Source organism: Nocardioides baculatus (genome assembly GCF_016735675.1).
GTDB lineage: Bacteria > Actinomycetota > Actinomycetes > Propionibacteriales > Nocardioidaceae > Nocardioides > Nocardioides baculatus.
Map to the genome: position 1 here is coordinate 80761 of NZ_JAERSG010000008.1, position 18172 is coordinate 98932.

Genomic DNA, 18172 nt, shown 5'->3' on the forward strand with positions numbered 1-18172 from the left:
TATTCGTGAACCGCGAGAACCATAAGGGTGACGCCCGTCACTGGTCAAGGGGTTGAATTGTGGTCCATGTACGTGAACTGGGCTACGCTGAGACCATCGGGGCTGGGGGCCCCGTCCGACACCAGGAGCACGCCATGAGTCCAGCCGTCCAGCAGCAGGAGATCGCCGCACCCGTGGCGGCCGGTCCGGTAAAGTCCGCAGCGCGCGCGCTCGACCTCCTCGACGAGATCGCCGCCCACGGACCCGGCACCCAGCTCCAGCTCTCGACGCGGCTGAGCATCCCGAAGAGCAGCCTCCACGCGCTCCTGCGCACGATGGTCGACCGTGGCTGGCTCCAGACCGACCCGACCGGCAGCGTCTACCAGCTCGGCATCCACTCCCTCGTGGTCAGCTCGGCCTACCTCGACGGTGACCCCGTCCTCGCGCGCGCCACGTCCGTGCTCGACGAGGTGGCCGCCGCCACCGAGGAGACGGTCCACCTCGGCCGCCTCGACGGTGCCGACGTCATCTACACCGCCAAGCGCGAGTCGGTGCACCCGCTGCGGATGCACTCCGCCGTCGGCCGCCGGCTCCCCGCCTACGCCACCTCGTTGGGCCGCGCGCTCCTCGCCGAGATGCCGGTCGAGGACCGCGGCGCGATGGTGCCCGAGCACATCAACGCCATCACGCCCAACACCACGACCGACAAGGACGCGGTCCTCGAGATCATCGACCGCGCTGCCTACCAGGGCTACGCGACCGAGAGCGAGGAGTCGTGCATGGGCGTGCGTTGCTTCGGCGTCGCGCTGCCCTTCACCCACCACGCCGTCGACGCCCTGAGCGTCGCCGTGCCGATCAGCCGCCTCGGCGACGGCCGTGAGGACCTCATCATCGAGACGCTGCTCAGCGTCAAGGCCCGCCTCGCGGCGGTCCACGGCAACAGCCTGGTGCGCTGACGCGAGCGTGCAGTTCTGAATCGCGTCATCAGGTCAGCAGCCACTCCCCAAGGAGCCACACGAGGCGAACTGTCGATCCGGTGAGTACGGCGAAGCCCAGTCCCACCAACCACGATCTCGTACCGAACTCGTGCTTCGACTTCCGTGCGACCAAGCGTTCGATGAGGGTTGCTACGGCGAGCACGAGGTATACGAGCGCGCAGGCGCCACCAACGAGATAAACAGTGCGGACACGCCTGTGGATCCACTCCACTTCGTCGAACTCCAGCACGCCAAATACGTCAAGGATGTCGTTGACGACGGCCAGCCCTGCTGCTCCAGCCATCGCCAGGACGACTGCGGTCATGACCCATGACCACCCACTCACAGCTGAGCGCCGCAGCCAACTCCCGTAGTGAGGCGAGATGGGTCTCTCGATGCGTCGCTTGATCCCGCCGATCCGATATCGGACCGGCGACAGGGCACCGATGTACTTCGGATCGTGGATGGCGCGCGTTTGCCGGTCACCGTTGGCGTCTCGGAACACATACAGCACCCGCACGCGTTGCGAGATTCTTCCGCTGAAGGGCCTGGTGAACGCATGCATGGATGACTCGGAATGAGATGCAAGAACCGCCTGAGTCCCCGGAGAACAGATGTCCGAGATGGCGCGGAAGAACCGGATCCGGCTAGCTGTCGCGAGATGAAGGTCAGGTTCGTCAAGTAGGAGGACGCCGAAGACGTCGCGATCCGGGTCACTGGAGTTTTCGAGGCACATCAGCAGTAGAAAGAGCACCTCGTTCTCCCCCGCGCTCAGAAAGTTGGGCCGAAACTTTCCGCCTGCGTCGCCCCGAGTGGCCCAGAAGTCGGTCTTTCCGTGCTCATCCAGAGCGAAGGTGTCAATCTGCAGACCGTCGCCGACAGCGCGTGCGTCTGAATAGTTCCCCGGGGAGCCGGGGAGGATCATCGCCAGGTATGAGTTCAATCTCCCCTTGGCGTGGTAATCACGGCCCTGGAATGGCGCTTCAAACCTTTGGCGCACTTGCTTGTCGAAGTCCTCCTTGAGCATCTTGGGCGACTCCCTCAGGTCGCGCCCTCTGCCAAAGTCGTTGAGATCGGTATTGACATACGACACACGACGCGAGCCCGTCACAGTCGAGAGATCAATGTGCCTGCGCTCGAGCAGCGAGTCAGCTGAGACGTATTGATTCCCGACGAAAAAGGTTCGGCCGCGGAACAACTGCTCGTTGAGGCGGGTAAAACCCGACGCGTCGTCGAACCGAACCACCACGAAGGACTCTTCTAGGTGCACGTCATCTTCTTCCCCGCTTCCCTCCCTGCGCGACAGCGGGGCGGTGAGCGTGGGCGCCTGCGCGCCTGTGGGCCGAACCAAGATGACGAACTCGTTCAGGCCGCGATTGTTGACCTCGAGGCGGATCGCTCCATAACCGTACGGTTGGACCTCCTCCAAAAACCGAGTCATGTACGACCGCGCGTCTTCGCCGCTTTTCGGTAGCGCGTCGCCCCACCATGTTGCTTCCGCACCGGCCTCGCCGAGCGAGCGCCGAAGAAGGCTTGCCGTGACCGAGCCATTCCATTCTTGGATCGGAAGGCACGGAACATGGCCGAGCAATGACGCGGCTTCGAGCAATGTCGTCTTGCCGACCCCGTTGCCACCGTAGAAGAGCGTCGGAGTATGAAGTTCGTGAAAAGCGACGGACAGGCTGCTCCGGATGCCTCCAACGTTGGCGATCTCAATTTCACGGATCGCGAACACCGGCTGTTCAGCGGCGGGGCCACCCGACAACTTCATCGACATGGCGCGACCCTAGTGTTCACCTTGGCCTCATCACGGACAACGCCTCCGAATGAGACGTCGAGAACTTGCGATCGCTCACTACGGTTTGTTTCTTCACCTGCGCGCAAGTTTTCAGGCAGCGGAGAGCCGCCGGACCACCGCGCGCAGCGGCGGCCAGCTATCGCGCCCGCATCGAGTGACGGCGTACGCCCGCAGGTGGACGCCGCCGTCGCCGAGCCGCAGCACGCTCACTCCCCGGCGTGACGCGCGACCGCGGGGCAGCAGACCGACGCCGCGGCCCGCGACGACGAGGTCGTCGACGAGCTCGAGCGAGTCGATCCGGTGCACCACCCGCGGCGCGAAGCCGGCCCGGGCTGCCAGCGAGCGCAGCGCGCGCTCGTCGGCGAAGTGCCGCGAGTTCACGATCCAGTCGCGGTCGGCGAGGTCGGCCATCGCCAGCCCGCGGTCCCGGGTGGGCACGCCCACTCCCCACTCGCGCGTCCACAGCGCCGTGACCTGGTGGTCGTCGCGCCACTCCGCGGGCGCGAGGTCGTAGTCGTAGACGAGGGCCAAGTCGACCTCGTCGCGCGCGAGCAGGTCGAAGGACTCCGGCGGCTCGTGCTCGAGGATCCGCACGTCGATGCCGGGATGGGACGCGCGGAGGTCGTCGACCGCCGGCAGCAACGAGGTCCGGATCGCCGACGCGAACCCGGCGGCCCGCAGCACGCCGACGGGTTCGGCGCCCGGGTCGAGGTCGAGCCGAGCGGAGTCGACGGCGGCGAGGATCGTCACGGCGTGGTCGGCGAGCCGCCGGCCCGCTGGGGTCAGCCGGACGCGGCGACCGTCGGGCTCGACGAGGGGCCTGCGGACGTCGCGCGCCAGTGCCGCGATGCCCTGCGAGACGCTCGACGTCGTCGTGCCGAGGGCGTCGGCGACCTCGTGCATGGAGCCCAGTCGGGCGAGCTCGAGGAGCATGCGGAGGCGGCGGACGTCCATCGCACCATTGTGCTGATTCGGTGAACGAACTGTCCACAAAACTCACGTGGACGCGAACGATGCGATCACCTTCACTGATCCCATGACCCGCTCCCCCGCCCGCACCGGCACCTCGATGGCCGTCGCCTCGATGCTGTGCGTCCAGCTCGGGCTCGCCGCCTCCGTCGGCCTGATCGACGACATCGGCACGTCCGGCGCCGCCTGGCTGCGCCTCTCCTGGGCCGGCATCCTGCTGCTCGTCATCGTCCGCCCCCGGGTGCGCGACTACAGCCGCGAGGCCCTCGTCGCCGGTACGGCGCTCGGCGTGGTGACCGCCGGCGTGACGATCCTCTTCATGGGCGCGGTGGCGCGGCTGCCGCTCGGCACCGCCAGCGCCCTGGAGTTTCTCGGCCCACTGACCGTCGCCGTCGTGCGCAGCCGGGGAACCGGACGCGCGTGGGCACTGCTCGCCGCCGCCGGCGTCGTCTGCCTGACCCAGCCGTGGACAGGCGACGCGGACCCCGTCGGCGTCGCCCACGCACTCGGCGCGGCGGCGTGCTGGGCGGCCTACATCCTGCTCACCCAGCGCGTCGGCGACGCCGTCAGCGGACTGGGCGGGCTCGCCATCTCGATGCCGGTCGCGGCCCTCGTCGCGACCCTCGTGGCCGGGCCGGGAGTCGTCGACCACCTCACGCCGCAGCTGCTGGCGTACGGACTCGGGCTGGCGATCCTGCTGCCCGTGGTGCCGTTCGCCCTGGAGCTGATGGCGCTGCGACGACTCACCACCGGCGCGTTCGGCACGCTGATGGCACTCGAGCCGGCCCTCGCGCTGGTGATCGGGTTCCTCGCCCTCAGCCAGGTGCCGAACGGTCTGGCCGTGGCCGGCATCGTCCTCGTCGTCGCCGCCGGGATGGGCGCCGAGCGCAGCGGCTCACGTGACGGGAAGGGGGATGCTCAGCACGAAGGCGTGGGCGCCTCCGGTCCCGTCCGTCCGGTAGGTCAGCGTCGCGCCGTTGGCCTCGGCGAGCTGAGCGGCCAGGTAGAGCCCGAGGCCGGTGCCGCCGGCGGCGAGCTGGCGCAGACCGGTGCGGGCGAAGCGCGTGAAGAGGGACCCCACCTCATCGGGCGCCACCCCGGGGCCTGAGTCGGTCACCGCGACCTCCACCCGGTCGGCCTCGCGCGACACCGAGATCCCCACGGGCTCCTCGCCGTAGCGGTAGGCGTTGGTGAGCAGGTTGGTGAGGACCTGGCGCAGGTGCACCCGGTCGAAGGAGATCGTCGACGGAGCATCGGGCACGACCTCGACCACCGGGTGTCCCGGGAGCGCCGACTCCGAGGCGACCTCGGCGACCTCGGCCGCCAGGTCGAGGTCCTCCCGCACCGGGGCGATCGTGCTCCCGTCGATCGCGGCGAGGGAGAGGATCCGTTCGACGAGTGCCGCCAGCCGCTCCGAGGCGGCCCGCGCCCGGGACACGCGGTGGCGTCGCTGGTCGTCGTCCAGGGTGGCCCACCCGTGCTCGAGGTCCTCGAGGTTCGCGAGGACGACGGTCAGCGGGGTGCGTACGTCGTGGCCCAGCATGGCCAGCACGTCGGCGTTGAGCTCGCTGGCCCGACGCAGCTCGTCGTTGACCTGGGCGAGGTGCCGGGCGGCGGCGTTGGCCTCGGTGACGTCCTGCATCGTGCCGTTGATCCGGGTGACGCGCCCGTCGTGGCCGCGCACGGGTCGGCCGGTGCTCACCACCTCCCGCTCGTGACCCCCGACGGTGAGGATGCGGTAGTGGCACGCATAGGACAGGCCGGTCTCCACGGCCCGCTCGACGGTGGCGAGCACGCGGTCCTCGTCGTCGGGGTGGATGTGCACTATCCGGACCGGGAGCGTGCGCGGCGCGTCGTCGTCCGGGTCGAGGCCCACGATCTCGTAGAGGTTGCGGCTCCACGTCACCCGGTCGGTGGACACGTCGAGCTCCCAGCTGCCGAGACGGGCGATCGACTCGGCCTGGTCCATCGCCCGCTGCGCCTCCACCCGCGGTGTCACGTCGGTGAGCAGGGCGAAGAACCCCCGCACGACGTCGCCCGCCATGTCCGGGACGTAGGAGCCCTGCATGTAGTGGGTGATCCCGTGCCGGTCCACCAGGGTGCGGTCGAAGATCTGCTCGCGACCGGCCAGTGCGCCCGAGATGTAGGGGAGGTTGCGCGCGTAGAGCTCGTCTCCGAGGAGGTCACTGATGTGCATCCCGCGGAGGTCGGCGGGGTCCATGCCGTAGTAGTCGACATAGGCGTGGTTGGCGACGACGTTGCGGCCGTCGGCGTCCCAGTAGGCCACGAGCGCCGGCAGCTGGTCGAGCAGCCGGCGCACGAGGCGCAGCTCGTCGCGCCCACGGTCGACGTGGGTGTCGAGCGTCGGGTCTCCCATGTCCGCCTCCTCGGTCCGCTGCATGATGGCAGACGAAGCGGCTTCTTTCAGGCGATCCCGGCCAGAGCCGGACCGTTCGGCCGGAAGACCGGGCGGCGGTCGACGTCGTCGCGACCGGGCCGGACGAACTCGAAGCTCGCCGCTGTCACGACCACCCACTCTCCGGGCGGCGCGACCTGGCCGAGGACCGGGTCGACCACGTCGGCGTACGCCTCCAGCAGTGACTCCGCGCAGTCGACGTGGGTCGGCGGGAAGTGGAACGACAGCCGGTCCAGCTCACGGCGCGGTCCGACGAAGGCGAGCGGCCGACCCAGCGTCGCGCCGCACACGCCGCAGACCCGGCTGAGCGCACACTGCGTGACACGGCGCTTGTCGAGCGCGCCGATCGTGGCGCCGGCCTCCGTGCCCGCGGCGAACGGCACCGGGACGCCGTACGCCGGATCGGTGGGGAGCTCGTCGAACGAGCGGGGAGCCGCGTCCATCAGGCGCTCCGCTCCCGCGGGCTGCGCGACCAGGCGCCGAGCTCGGGACGGCGTGAGGGCCGCTCGGCGTCGGACTTCCGCCTGCGGTCACGCACCGGGCTCGGCGGCTCGGGCTGGTCGCTGGTCGTCCAGCTGTTGGGGACCGACAGCTTGATGATCGTGCGCAGCGCCTGGCCGTACTGCCGGTGCAGTGGCCCGATCGTGTAGGGGATGTCGTACTTCTCGCAGAGCGCGCGCACCTTGACCGCGATCTCCGGGTAGCGGTTGCTGGGCAGGTCGGGGAAGAGGTGGTGCTCGATCTGGTAGCCGAGGCTGCCGCTGAGGACGTGCAGCGTGCGGCCGCCCTCGAAGTTGGCCGAGCCGAGCATCTGGCGCAGGTACCACTCGGCGCGGGTCTCGTCCTCGAGCTCCTCCTCGGTGAAGTGCAGCGCCCCGTCGGGGAAGTGCCCGCAGAAGATGATCACGTAGGACCACAGGTTGCGGGTGACGTTGGCCGCCGCGTTGGCCTTCAGCGTCGACCTCCATGCCGGGCCGGACAGCGCCGGGTAGACGACGTAGTCCTTGAGGACCTGGTTGCGGCCCTTGCGGAGGATCTGGCGCAGCTGGCGCTTCATCTCCTTCGGGTCCTTCTCGCCCTTGCGGATCCGCTCGATGTCGAGGTCGTGCAGGGCAACGCCCCACTGGAAGAGCGCGGCCAGCAGCGCGTTGTAGACCGGCTGCCCGAGGTTGGCGGGGTGCCACTTCTGCTCACGCGCCATCCGGAGGATGCCGTAGCCGATGTCGTTGTCGTGGCCGAGCACGTTGGTGAACTGGTGGTGGACGTAGTTGTGGGAGTGCTTCCACTGCTCGGCCGGCTGGGCGGTGTCCCACTCCCAGTTGCTCGAGTGGATCTCCGGGTCGTTCATCCAGTCCCACTGGCCGTGCATGACGTTGTGGCCGATCTCCATGTTCTCGAGGATCTTGGCCACCCCGAGCATGGCTGCGCCCGCGACGAGCGCAGGCCTGCCGGCCCGCTTGCTGTAGGAGCTCGCGAGCATCGCCACCCGGCCGCCCGCGGCGAGGCCGCGCTGGAGGCGGATCAGCCGGTTGATGTACGCCGCGTCGGCGGCGTTGCGCGACTCCTCGATGTCGGCGCGGATGGCGTCGAGCTCGCGACCGAGCTGCTCCACGTCCTCCTCGCTGAGGTGGGTGTACTCCGTGACGTCGGCGATGGCCATGACGGCTTCCTCTCCTAGATGTCCAAGGTGCAGTCACCGACGGCGGCGGTGACGCAGGTCTGGACCTGCTCGTTGGGCTGTCCGTAGTCGTCGCCGTTGCGGAGGTCGCGGACCGTGCCCGAGACCAGGGTGACCGTGCAGGTGTGGCAGATGCCCATGCGGCAGCCGTAGGGCATCCCGACACCTGCCCCCTCGCCGGCCTCGAGGATCGTCGTGGCCCCGTCGACCTCGACGGTCTTGCCGGAGTTGCGGAACGTCAGCGTCCCGCCCTCGCCGCCCTCTCCCCCGAGCTCGAGGGAGAACCGCTCGACGTGCAGCCGGTCCTCCAGACCGGCGTCCGCGTAGTGCTCGGTGATCGCGTCGAGCATCGGTGCCGGCCCGCACGCCCAGGTCTCGCGCTCACGCCAGTCGGGGCAGATCGCGTCGAGGTCGGCGAGGTCGAGCATCCCGTCGGTGTCGGTGTGCAGCTGGTGCAGCCGGAGGCCGTCGTGCTCCGCCTCGAGGGCGCGCAGCTCGTCGCGGAAGATCATCCGCTCCGGCGTCGGCGAGGAGTAGTGGAGCACCACGTCGGGCATGCTCCTGCGGCGGTCGAGGGTGCGCAGCATCGACATCACCGGCGTGATGCCGCTGCCCCCGACGAGGAACAGCATGCGGGCCGGTGGCGGATCGGGCAGCGTGAAGTCGCCCTCGGGCGCCGCCAGCCGGACGATCGTGCCGGGCTCGAGGCCGTTGACGAGGTGGGACGACAGCAGGCCCTCGGGCATCGCCCGGACGGTGATGGCGATGGTCCGGCCACGCTGCCTGGTCGGCGAGCTCACCGAGTAGGAGCGCCACTGGAACTTCCCGTCGACCGGGATGCCGATCCCGATGTACTGCCCGGGGCGGTGGTCCCAGCGCCAGCCCCACCCCGGCCGGATCACCAGCGTCGCCGCGTCCTCGGTCTCCGGGACCACCTTCTCGACTCGGCCCCGGAGCTCGCGCGAGGTCCAGAGCGGGTTGAGCAGGCGCAGGTAGTCGTCGGGATGCAGCGGCGTGGTGAGCTTGGAGCCCGCTCGGCGGACCCGGTCCCACGGGACGGTGCTGGTCGACATCAGCCCAGTGAACACTTGTCCACTGGGCCGGTCAACCCCCGTGGGGGTGGATCAGTCGTCCTCCCAGTAGAGACCCGTCGCGTAGTTCTCCGGGGTGAGGGTGGTGACCTTGCGGCGCTCGGTGACCCAGCGGCCGTCGCGCTTCACGCGGAAGTTCGCGTAGGAGGTCGTGTAGGCGTTGCGGGTGTTCCGCGGGCTGTTCCACTGGTAGTCGTAGTTGGCGAGGTACTTCTTGGCGACCTTCGCGCCCCGGATGGTCAGCCAGATCTCGTCGTTGGCGGTGCTGAGGCTGGCCCAGTTGGACGACCCGGTGATCGTCATCTCGGTGCCGGGGACGCCGTTGTAGGTGCCCTGGATGACGAGGTACTTCTGGTGGCTGTAGTAGTCGAGGATCAGGTCGTCGACGCCGTCACTGTTGAGGTCGAAGTTGTCGTCGAGGTTGTAGTCCATCCCGGTCGAGCGCAGCGGGATGCGGCCCCGGGCCGTGGGCGCCGCGATGACACCCTTGGTGTGGTAGCCGATGAGCCCGAACATCACCCGCACGTCACACCCCTGCGCCCACTTCTTGCGGATCGCCGCGGCGAGGTAGTTGCCCCGGTTGCCACGCATCGTGTGCATCGACAGCGCCAGCTTGGTGCGTACGACGTTGCCCTCCGCGTCAGGGGTCAGGCACTGCACCTTGTCGAGGGTGTCGATCACCAGGTCGTTCTTCGGCCCGCTCACCCGGGGGAACGCCCAGACGGTGTGCTTGTCGACCGAGTCGTCGCAGGTGGCCCCGGTGGGGACACCGCAGAAGAAGAGCGGGTCCTGCCGGGTGTTGTAGTCGTTCTTCATGTCGTTGAAGAGGCCGACGAACTGGCGGAAGATCTCGTGCTCGCCGGACATGAAGTAGAGGTCGTTCCACTGGTGGATGTCGGCGTTGCGCGTCAGGTTGTGCGATCCGGTGGCGACGATGTCCGTGGTCCTGCCGGCCTGGCTGAAGAGGTAGAGCTTGGAGTGCAGGTTGTTGAACTCGTTGGCCGCGCTGCGGCAGCTGGCCTTGCACTTGTAGATGAAGCTCTTCGCCTTGCGATCGGTGCCGATCACGTTGCGGATCTTCTTCATCGCCCCGGTGTCCCAGTGGTCGTTGAGGAGGATCTGCACCTTCACGCCGCGCCGGTAGGCGGCGAGCAGCGCGTCGGCGACGTTGACCCGGTCGAACGAGTAGACCGCGATCCGGATGTAGGACCCCTGAGGCGTGTGCTTGATCGTCTGGACGAGCTTCTTCTCGATGGTGAAGTGGCCCTTCGCCAGGTGCGGGTCGTTGAAGAAGGGTCCGCGGGGCGCGTCCCACTTCCGCCAGCCCTTGGGCGGCTTCGGCGCCTGCTTCTTCACGGCCACCTGCTGCGTCGAGGCGCCGGAGGTCTGCTGGACCGCTGACGCGGTCGTGCTGCCTGCCAGCGCGGTGCCGAGCACCAGGGAGGCGGCGAGCACCAGGGTCGGGATCCGGGACAACGGGCACACCTTTCGAGCTGCGCCGGATGGCGCACGATCCCGCTGGGAGGCGGAGACTGTCACTGCTTGCACCTACTTGTATCAACCGGACCCGCGAAAACCCCGGAGGTCAGTGCCGGGTCCACTCCTCGGTCTGGGTCAGCCGCAGCAGGTACGCCAGCGGCGGGACCACCACGACGACCGCGAGCCCGACCGCGACGACGAGTCCCCATAGGGTCGCGGACGCGCCGGCGGCGTCGACGATCGTCACCTCGTCGACGAGCAGCCACGGGTACTGGGCCACGCCCCATCCCGAGACCACCGAGGCGACGGCGGTGACGGCGGTCCAGCGCGCGGCGCGGAAGCGACGGCGTACGAGCAGCAGGAGGGTGGCGCACCCGGCGACCGCCGACAGCACGACGAGCGGGGCGGCGCGGCCCGTGAGCCCCTCGCCGAGGACCGGGGCGTCCTCGAGGATCGGGACGAGCGCGGCGAACACGACGGCACCGGTCGCCAGCCCCACGACCAGCGTGCGCGTCCGCAGGTCCTCGGTCAGCCGCTGCCGGTGGCTGCGGTCGGCGTCGGCGGTGAGGAACACGCCCGCCAGGAACGCGCAGGTGCCGACCGCGATCACGCCGCCGAACAGCGACGTCGGGTTGAGCCACGAGGACCACCGGTCCCCCGCGCCGTCCAACGGCACGCGGCCCGAGGCGATGGCGCCCGCGACGGTGCCGAGGAAGAACGGGGTGAGGATCGACGACACGGCGAAGACGACCCCGAACAACCGCGCCTGTCCCAGGGTCGCGGAGTACTTGCGGAAGGCGAAGCTCGCGCCGCGCAGGACGATGCCGAGGAGCGCCAGCAGCAGCGGCAGGACCAGGGTCGACATCGCGGCGGCGAACGACTCGGGGAAGCCGGTCCACCAGATCACCAGCACGTAGATCAGCCAGACGTGGTTGGCCTCCCAGACCGGCCCGATGCTGTGGTCGACGAGGGTCCGCAGCTCTGCACCGCGGCGGCTGTCGCCGGCCGTCAGGTCGAAGAACCCCGACCCGAAGTCCGCCCCGCCCAGCACGGCGTAGGCGATGACGCCGACGAACATCGCCGCCGCGACCCCGACCTCCAGGCTCACTGCCGCACCTCCTCGACCGGAGGGGCGTACGGACTCGGCAGGTCGCTCTCCCCAGCACGCCAGCGGCGGGCCATCGACCGCAGGACCACCACGGCCCCCGCCGTCATCGCCGCGTAGATCACGGTCGAGATCCCCAGCAGCCACCAGAGCGCGGAGGTGTGGTCGCCGACGGCCTCGGGCGTGCGCATCACGCCATGGACGATCCACGGCTGGCGACCGACCTCGGTGGCGATCCACCCGGACTCGAGTGCGATCGCGGCGAGCGGACCGGCGGCGGCCGCGGCGCGCAGGAACCACCGACGCTCGAGCAGGTCACGGCCCCGCCGGCGCTGGAACCAGAACCACGCGACCCCGGCGGCGAGGAGGGTGCCGATCCCGATCATCGTCTGGAACGCGAGGTGCGTGAGGTTGACCGGCGGCTGCTCGTCCTCCGGGATCGTGTCGAGGCCCGGCACGGGTGCGGTGGGCGAGTTCATCGCGATCAGGGAGCCCAGCACCGGGATGTCGATCGCGCCACGCACCTCACCGTCCACGATCACCCCGCCGAGCCGCAGCGGGGACGGGCTCTCGGTCGTCTCGGCGAGCTCGAAGGCGGCGAGCTTCGCCGGCTGGCGCTCGTCGAGGCCGAAGCCGAGCACGTGCCCGACGAACGGCTGGGTCAGCGCCGCCACCGACGCGAAGACGAAGGGGACGATGAACCCGAGGCGGTGGTGGCGGTCGCGTCGTCCGCGCAGCATCCCGACGGCGTACACGCCCGCGATGCTGAAGCCCACCACCATGTAGGCGCCCACCCACATGTGGGCGAACTGGAGGAACGCGTGCTGGTTGAACAGCACGGTCCAGGGCTGGACGTCGGTGACCTCGCCGTCGACGAGGCGGAAGCCCCTCGGCACGTTCATCCACGCGTTGACGGCGACCACGCAGTAGGCCCCGATGATCCCGGTGACCGCCATCGGCAGGACCATCAGGACGTGGCGCCGCGCCGGCATCCGGCCCCAGCCGTAGAGGTAGATGCCGAGGAAGATCGCCTCGACGAAGAACGCGAGCCCCTCGAAGGCGAACGGCAGGCCGAGCACGTCGCCGTAGGTCCCCATCAGCCCCGGCCAGAGCAGCCCCATCTCGAAGCTGAGGACCGTGCCGGAGACCGCGCCGATGGCGAAGAGCACCGCCGACACCTTCGCCCAGCGGCGCGCGAGCTCGAGCGCCACCGGGTCCTCACGCCGGATCCCCCGCAGGTGCATCACGAAGATGATCGCCGGGAAGGCGACGCCGAAGCAGGCCAGGATGATGTGCCAGCCGAGCGACAGGGCCATCTGCTGGCGGGCCGGCATCAGCCCCGCGGGCTCGGCCGCGGTGGCCACGAGGGACTGGACGGTGTCGACGAGCGCGGGACTCAGCACCCCTCCACGTTGACTCGCCGAACGCCGGATCACCAGCGATTGTGAAAACTTTCACAATCGCTGTGAGGGACTACGCGCAGTCGCGACAGACGAGCGGGTCCTCCGAGACGCGCGCGCTGCGGTGGTGGACGAGGAAGCACACGCTGCAGGTGAACTCGTCGTCCTGCTTCGGGACGACCTCGATGCTGAGCTCCTCGTTGGACAGGTCCGCACCGGGCAGCTCGAAGGACTCGGCAGCCTCGGTCTCGTCCTCGTCGATCTTGCCGGAGCTGGTGTCCTTGTCGGTCGCAGCGAGGCGGAGAGCCTCGAGGCTCTCCTCCTTCTGCTCCTCCTCGCTCTTGCGCGAGGCGTCGTAGTCAGTAGCCATGGTGGGAAGTTGGTCCTATCCGTCGGGGCGAGCGCATTCTGTCGTACGCAGGAGGGTGGGCAGTGCCCTGTCCACCGATGACCGGTCCACCAGCAGCTGCTCGCCCCAGCCCGAGACAGAGTCAGAGGCGGCCTCCCGGATCTCTCCGGAAAGCCGCCTCTGACCTGCTGTGTGCACTTTGTAGCGGGGGCAGGATTTGAACCTGCGACCTCTGGGTTATGAGCCCAGCGAGCTACCGAGCTGCTCCACCCCGCGTCGGTGAACAGAACATTACAGGTGCGGCGGGGAGGGCCCAAATCGGGGTCAGCCGGCCAGGCGGACGGCCTCCTCGATCAGCGCGCGACCCTCCTCCATCAGCCGGGCCCACTTCACGCTGTTGCCGCTGCGCTGCGCCTCGTCGGCCTGGGTGAACTTCTCCTCGGCCTGCTGCAGCAGGTCACGGATCTGGGCCTGGGTGCCACCCGGCGCCGGGGTCGTCGGCTCGGCCGTCGGGGACTCGGACGGCGACGCGGTCGGCGTCTCGGTCGGGGTCTCGGGCGACTCCGGATCGGTGCTCGACCCACCACCGGTGAGCGAGTCCTCGATGGCCGACGCGAGGCTGGTGCCGATGCCGACGTTGCCGTTGTAGGAGACCAGCACGAACCGGAGGATCGGGAAGTTCGACGCTCCGTCACGCCGGGTGTAGACCGGCTGGACGTACATGAACGAGTTGCCGATCGGCACCGTCAGGAGGTTGCCGGGCACCCGGTCGGCGTCACCGGTCGTGTACGGCAGCAGCGCCGCGCTGACGTCCTCGTTGGTGGCGAACGTGTTCGCGATCTGCAGCGGTCCGCCCGTGGGCTCGTTGGGCAGCTGCAGCACCGACACCTTGCCGTACTCGTCGCTCGTGGCGTCGCTGTTGACCGCCATGTAGGCCGCGAGGTTGTTCTCCTTGTCGCGCGGCACGTAGACCGAGGTCAGCGACCAGGTGTCGCCCTCACCGGTGTCGGTGAACAGGCGGTAGGGCGGCTGCAGGCGGCTGTTGCGCTGCGGGTCGCTCGGCACCTCCCAGCGGCTGGAACCCTCGAACCACGCCGACGGCGAGGTCTCGTGGTAGCGCTGGAACTGGTAGCGCTGGGCCTTGAAGAAGTCCTCGGGGTAGCGCAGGTGCTCCATCAGCGCGTCGGGGATGTCGCCCTTGGGCTGGACGACGTCGGGGAAGACCGCCTCCCACGCGTTGAGGATCGGGTCCTCCTCGTCCCACTCGTACAGGTTGACCGTGCCGTCGTAGGCGTCGACCGTGGCCTTCACCGAGTTGCGCAGGTAGTTGATCTCGTCGGTCGGGAGGGTCTGGAAGCCGGTGTTCTCCTGGAGCGAGTCGTCGGTCATCGTCTCGAGCGACTCCCGCTGCGACAGCGGGTACTTGTCGGTGACGGTGTAGCCGTCCAGGATCCACTGGATCCGGCCGTCGACGACTGCGGGATACGGGTCGGAGTCGACCGTCAGCCACGGAGCGACCTTCTCGACCATCTGGCGCGGATTGCGGTCGTAGAGGATCTTGGAGTTGTCGTGGACGCGGCTCGACAGCAGCAGGTTGGGCTCGCTGAACTTCACGGCGTAGAGCAGCTGCGTGAACACGTTGCCGATCGGCACGCCGGCCTTGCCGGTGTAGGTGGTGGCGACGTCCTCCTCGCTGCGGTCACCGCGCGGCAGGTCGAACTCGACGGCCTTCCCGTCCGGGTCGAGGCCGACGATGCTGTAGGACGGGCTCTGCTCGCCGAAATAGACGCGCGTCTCGTAGCCGTCGGGTCCGGCGAGCCGGGAGAGGGTGTCCTCGTCGGCCTCCGCGCCCTCCGCCCACTGGATCCCGGTCTGCTGCGAGGAGTCGTCCTCGGGGCGCTGGTTGGCGAAGGCGGCGATGACGCCGTTGCCGTGGGTGTAGGCGGTGTGCAGGTTCGACCAGTTCTGGTCGTTGGCCGCAAGGCCGCTCTGGTCCAGCTCGCGCACGCCGAGCACGACGGCGCGGTCAGTGCCGTCGATCTCGTAGCGGTCCACGTCGAGCACGTTGGGCACCGAGTAGTACGCGCGCACCTGCTGCTGCTGCTCGAAGATCTCGCTGACGATCTGCGGGTCGACGAGCGGGATGCCGCTCGTCATCCCGTCGAGCGCCTCGAGCCGGCCGTCCTCGACCACGCCGGTGCCGCTGAGGTTGCGCACGTCGATCTGGTCGAGCTGGTAGGCCGCACGCGTCGCGTCGATGTTCTCCTTGATGTAGGGACCCTCGCGGTCGGGGACGTTGGGGTTGACCCGGATCGCCTGCACGACCGACGGCACGATCAGGCCGAGGATGATCGCCGACAGCGCGAACAGGGCCACGCCGACCGACGGCAGCAGCCACGTGCGGCGCCAGATGTTGGCGAGGAAGAGCAGCGCGCACACCACGGCGATGCCGGCGAGGATCTCCTTGGCGGGCAGCACCGCCTTCGCGTCGGTGTATCCCATGCCGGTGAAGATCGATCCCGAGTTCGTGACGAGGTCGAAGCGGTCGAGCCAGTAGTCGACGGCCTTGGCGAGCACGAAGACCGCGAGGAGCGCCGACACCTGGATCTGGGCGGCGCTGGTGAGCCGCTCACCCGGCCGCGCCGACAGTCGTACGCCACCGAAGAGGTAGTTCACCAGGACCGAGGCCAGCAGTCCGACGACCGCCACTGCCATCACGAAGTCGACGACGTAGTGCCAGAACGGCAGGTCGAAGACGAAGAACCCGACGTCCTTGTTGAAGTACGGGTCGGTGGTCCCGAAGTCCTGGCTGTGCCGCCACAGCGAGTAGTTGCGCCACTGCCCGGTCGCCGAGCCGCCGGCGAAGAGGCCCATGACGATCGCGGCTCCGGCGATGACCCACGTCATCCGCGGGGCGAGCAGCTCGCGGTAGCGGTCCAGCCCGTCGTCGGGCATGCCGGGCATCCCCGGCCACAGCACCGGACGGAAGCGGTAGGCCAGGGCCATCGTGACCGCCACCGTGGCGGCCATGAGGCCGGCGAAGACGAAGAACAGCCCGATGCGCGTCAGCAGCAGGGTCGTGAAGACCTCCCGGTAGCCGACGGAGTCGAACCAGAGCCGCTCGGTCCAGAACGACGCGAAGCCGCTGAGCACCATGAAGCCGAGGACCAGCACGATCGCCGTGATGACGAGCGCGCCCGGGCGGCGCGAAGCCGTGGGCGGTCGCTGGCCGGTGGGTCGCTGGGGGCCGTCGGGGCCGCTGCCGGCGCTCGGTCGGTCGAAGGGATTGCTCATGCCTGCCCCTGCTCGGGAGTGTCGGTGAAGGTGGCGTGGAGGAGGTCGAGGAGACCGGGCACCAGCTCGGTGCCGTTGACGACCGACTGCTCGTCGTCGTGCGCGCGCAGCCGCAGGGCGCAGTACGACGCCCCGGCGCGGGTCACGCCGGCCACCATCCGCACCTCCTGGCGGTCGGGGTGCTCACGGGCGAACAGCTCGGCCGCGGTGGGGTCGTCGGGAATGTCGTCGTCGACGTCGGGCGGGAGCACCAGCCGCTCGATGACCGCCGCACAGCCGGTGACGCTCTCGGGCCAGGCGATCGTGTGCAACGCCTCCTCGAGGGCCTGACCGGGCGGGAGGCCGTCCTGCTCGATCGAGGTGAAGGAGCCGTCGTCGGCGGGACCGTCGATGGACATCGCAGCCGCCAGGGCGGGCTCCTGCGCGACGAGCGCGGCGGTGTCCACCAGCGCGTAGAGGCGGGCCGGCTGGTCCCAGCCGTCCTGGGCGACGTGCGCCTCGATCTCCAGCACGGCCGCAGCCAGTGCCGGGTCCTCCGGCAGGGCGTCCGCGCCAGAGGGGTCGGGTGCGTCGGTCGTCATGAGGCAGTGTCCTTGCAGCTCGGGAGCGGGGCATCGGGGTCGGCGACCCAGTCGGCCAGGGTCTCGACGGCGCGGTGCATCGTGGTGGCCCTGGCGAGGCGCATGTCGCCGGTGTCCACTCCCCCGATGCCGTCGCAGTTGTCGGCCGGGACCAGGAACAGCTCGGCACCGGCGTCGCGGGCGGCGGCGATCTTCTGCTGGATGCCGCCGATCGGCCCGACCTTCCCCGACGGGGTGATCGTGCCCGTGCCGGCGATGTCGGCTCCGTCGGTCAGGGAGCCGGGGGTGAGGGTGTCGTAGATGGCGAGCGACATCATCAGGCCGGCGCTCGGCCCGCCGATGCGGTCGGGGATGTTGACGCTCACCCGGTAGGGGAAGTCGAAGCCGACCCCGGGCGTGAAGCCCACCCGGTAGGCGCCGTCGTCCATCTCCTCCGGCGTGACCTCGACGGTCATCCGCTTGCCGTCGCGGCGTACGACGAACGGGACGGGCTCCCCGCGCGGCGCGCCCTCGATCGCGTCGAGGACGTCCTGCGCCTCGGTGATCTCGGTGTCGCCGACCCGGATCAGCACGTCGCGGACCTTCAGCTCGCCGTCGGCGGGCATGCCCGGGGTGACGTCGACGATGTCGACGATCGGGTCGAGCTTCTCGCCGAGCTCGGTGAGCGCGGCCGCCACGGCGGTGTCCTGCGAGGAGACCATCGCCCCGGCGGACTCGCGGTCGTTGGACTCGTCGGTCTCCTCGGGCGCGTAGACCGAAGACTTCGGCCAGACCGCGTCGTCGTCGGAGTAGTAGGCCTTCAGCAGCTCGACGAGGTTGACCGCCTCCTCCGGGGTGCTGACGAAGACGGTCGTCATCCGCAGCTCGCCGTCGTCGTAGTAGGCCTTGTGCCCGGTGACCTGCACGGTCTCCTGGCCGTCGGCCTTCGCGAGGATGTCGACGGTGGGTCCGGGCTGGTAGATGACGTAGGGCAGCGGCACGAAGAACGTGATCCCCCACAGCACGGCCAGCAGGCTCAGTGCGAGCAGCCCCGCCCTGGTCCGCTGACTCATGGGC

14 protein-coding genes, 1 tRNA gene and 1 pseudogene are annotated in these 18172 nt (G+C 69.4%); 2 read left to right on the forward strand and 14 right to left on the reverse strand.

Annotated features, from left to right (window positions below):
• The first annotated feature begins 134 nt into the window (after positions 1–134).
• Complete coding sequence (locus JI751_RS20260; RefSeq protein WP_201940635.1) at positions 135–935, forward strand: IclR family transcriptional regulator; 801 nt, start codon at positions 135–137, stop codon at positions 933–935.
• A gap of 28 nt (positions 936–963) precedes the next feature.
• Here JI751_RS20260 and JI751_RS20265 read toward each other — a convergent pair whose 3' ends face one another.
• Together JI751_RS20265 and JI751_RS20270 are read right to left on the reverse strand one after the other, a co-directional pair.
• Complete coding sequence (locus JI751_RS20265) at positions 964–2733, reverse strand: AAA family ATPase (protein ID WP_201940636.1); 1770 nt, start codon at positions 2731–2733, stop codon at positions 964–966.
• 111 nt (positions 2734–2844) lie between these two features.
• On the reverse strand, positions 2845–3708 hold the full coding sequence (locus JI751_RS20270; RefSeq protein WP_201940639.1) for a LysR family transcriptional regulator: 864 nt from the start codon (positions 3706–3708) through the stop codon (positions 2845–2847).
• 334 nt (positions 3709–4042) lie between these two features.
• On the opposite strand from JI751_RS20270, the pseudogene JI751_RS21300 reads away from it, so the two are divergent.
• Positions 4043–4582, forward strand: a pseudogene (locus JI751_RS21300) (EamA family transporter); the annotation flags it as partial.
• 36 nt (positions 4583–4618) lie between these two features.
• Here JI751_RS21300 and JI751_RS20280 read toward each other — a convergent pair.
• From JI751_RS20280 to JI751_RS20335, 12 genes are all read right to left on the reverse strand, one after another.
• Entirely contained in the window at positions 4619–6100 is a 1482-nt protein-coding gene (locus tag JI751_RS20280; protein ID WP_201940641.1) for a sensor histidine kinase, read from the reverse strand.
• A 47-nt stretch (positions 6101–6147) separates the two neighbouring features.
• Positions 6148–6582: a hypothetical protein gene (locus JI751_RS20285; protein WP_201940643.1), complete on the reverse strand. Its 435-nt coding sequence runs from the start codon at positions 6580–6582 to the stop codon at positions 6148–6150.
• Positions 6582–7799 (reverse strand): fatty acid desaturase family protein, encoded by a 1218-nt coding sequence (locus JI751_RS20290; protein ID WP_201940645.1) that lies wholly within the window; start codon positions 7797–7799, stop codon positions 6582–6584. Before JI751_RS20290 ends, JI751_RS20285 begins: the two co-directional genes overlap by 1 nt.
• Before the next feature lie 14 nt (positions 7800–7813).
• The gene (locus JI751_RS20295; protein WP_236666637.1) at positions 7814–8890 is read right to left on the reverse strand and encodes a ferredoxin reductase; all 1077 of its coding nucleotides are present in this window, start codon (positions 8888–8890) and stop codon (positions 7814–7816) included.
• A 51-nt stretch (positions 8891–8941) separates the two neighbouring features.
• Positions 8942–10384: a phospholipase D-like domain-containing protein gene (locus JI751_RS20300; protein WP_201940647.1), complete on the reverse strand. Its 1443-nt coding sequence runs from the start codon at positions 10382–10384 to the stop codon at positions 8942–8944.
• A gap of 109 nt (positions 10385–10493) precedes the next feature.
• On the reverse strand, positions 10494–11495 hold the full coding sequence (locus JI751_RS20305) for a cytochrome d ubiquinol oxidase subunit II (protein ID WP_201940648.1): 1002 nt from the start codon (positions 11493–11495) through the stop codon (positions 10494–10496).
• Positions 11492–12895 (reverse strand): cytochrome ubiquinol oxidase subunit I, encoded by a 1404-nt coding sequence (locus tag JI751_RS20310; RefSeq protein ID WP_307814418.1) that lies wholly within the window; start codon positions 12893–12895, stop codon positions 11492–11494. Before JI751_RS20310 ends, JI751_RS20305 begins: the two co-directional genes overlap by 4 nt.
• 70 nt (positions 12896–12965) lie before the next feature.
• A complete protein-coding gene (locus tag JI751_RS20315; RefSeq protein WP_201940650.1) occupies positions 12966–13262 on the reverse strand; it encodes a DUF4193 domain-containing protein in 297 nt (98 codons plus the stop codon).
• A 181-nt stretch (positions 13263–13443) separates the two neighbouring features.
• Positions 13444–13517: transfer RNA gene (locus JI751_RS20320), tRNA-Met, on the reverse strand.
• Between the two features lie 48 nt (positions 13518–13565).
• A complete protein-coding gene (locus JI751_RS20325) occupies positions 13566–16535 on the reverse strand; it encodes a UPF0182 family membrane protein (RefSeq protein ID WP_201940652.1) in 2970 nt (989 codons plus the stop codon).
• Entirely contained in the window at positions 16532–17116 is a 585-nt protein-coding gene (locus JI751_RS20330; RefSeq protein WP_201940655.1) for a PPA1309 family protein, read from the reverse strand. The genes JI751_RS20325 and JI751_RS20330 overlap by 4 nt, the downstream gene beginning before the upstream one ends.
• Positions 17113–18168, reverse strand: a complete 1056-nt coding sequence (locus JI751_RS20335) for a YlbL family protein (RefSeq protein ID WP_201940657.1) — start codon at positions 18166–18168, stop codon at positions 17113–17115. Before JI751_RS20335 ends, JI751_RS20330 begins: the two co-directional genes overlap by 4 nt.
• Positions 18169–18172 lie beyond the last annotated feature (4 nt).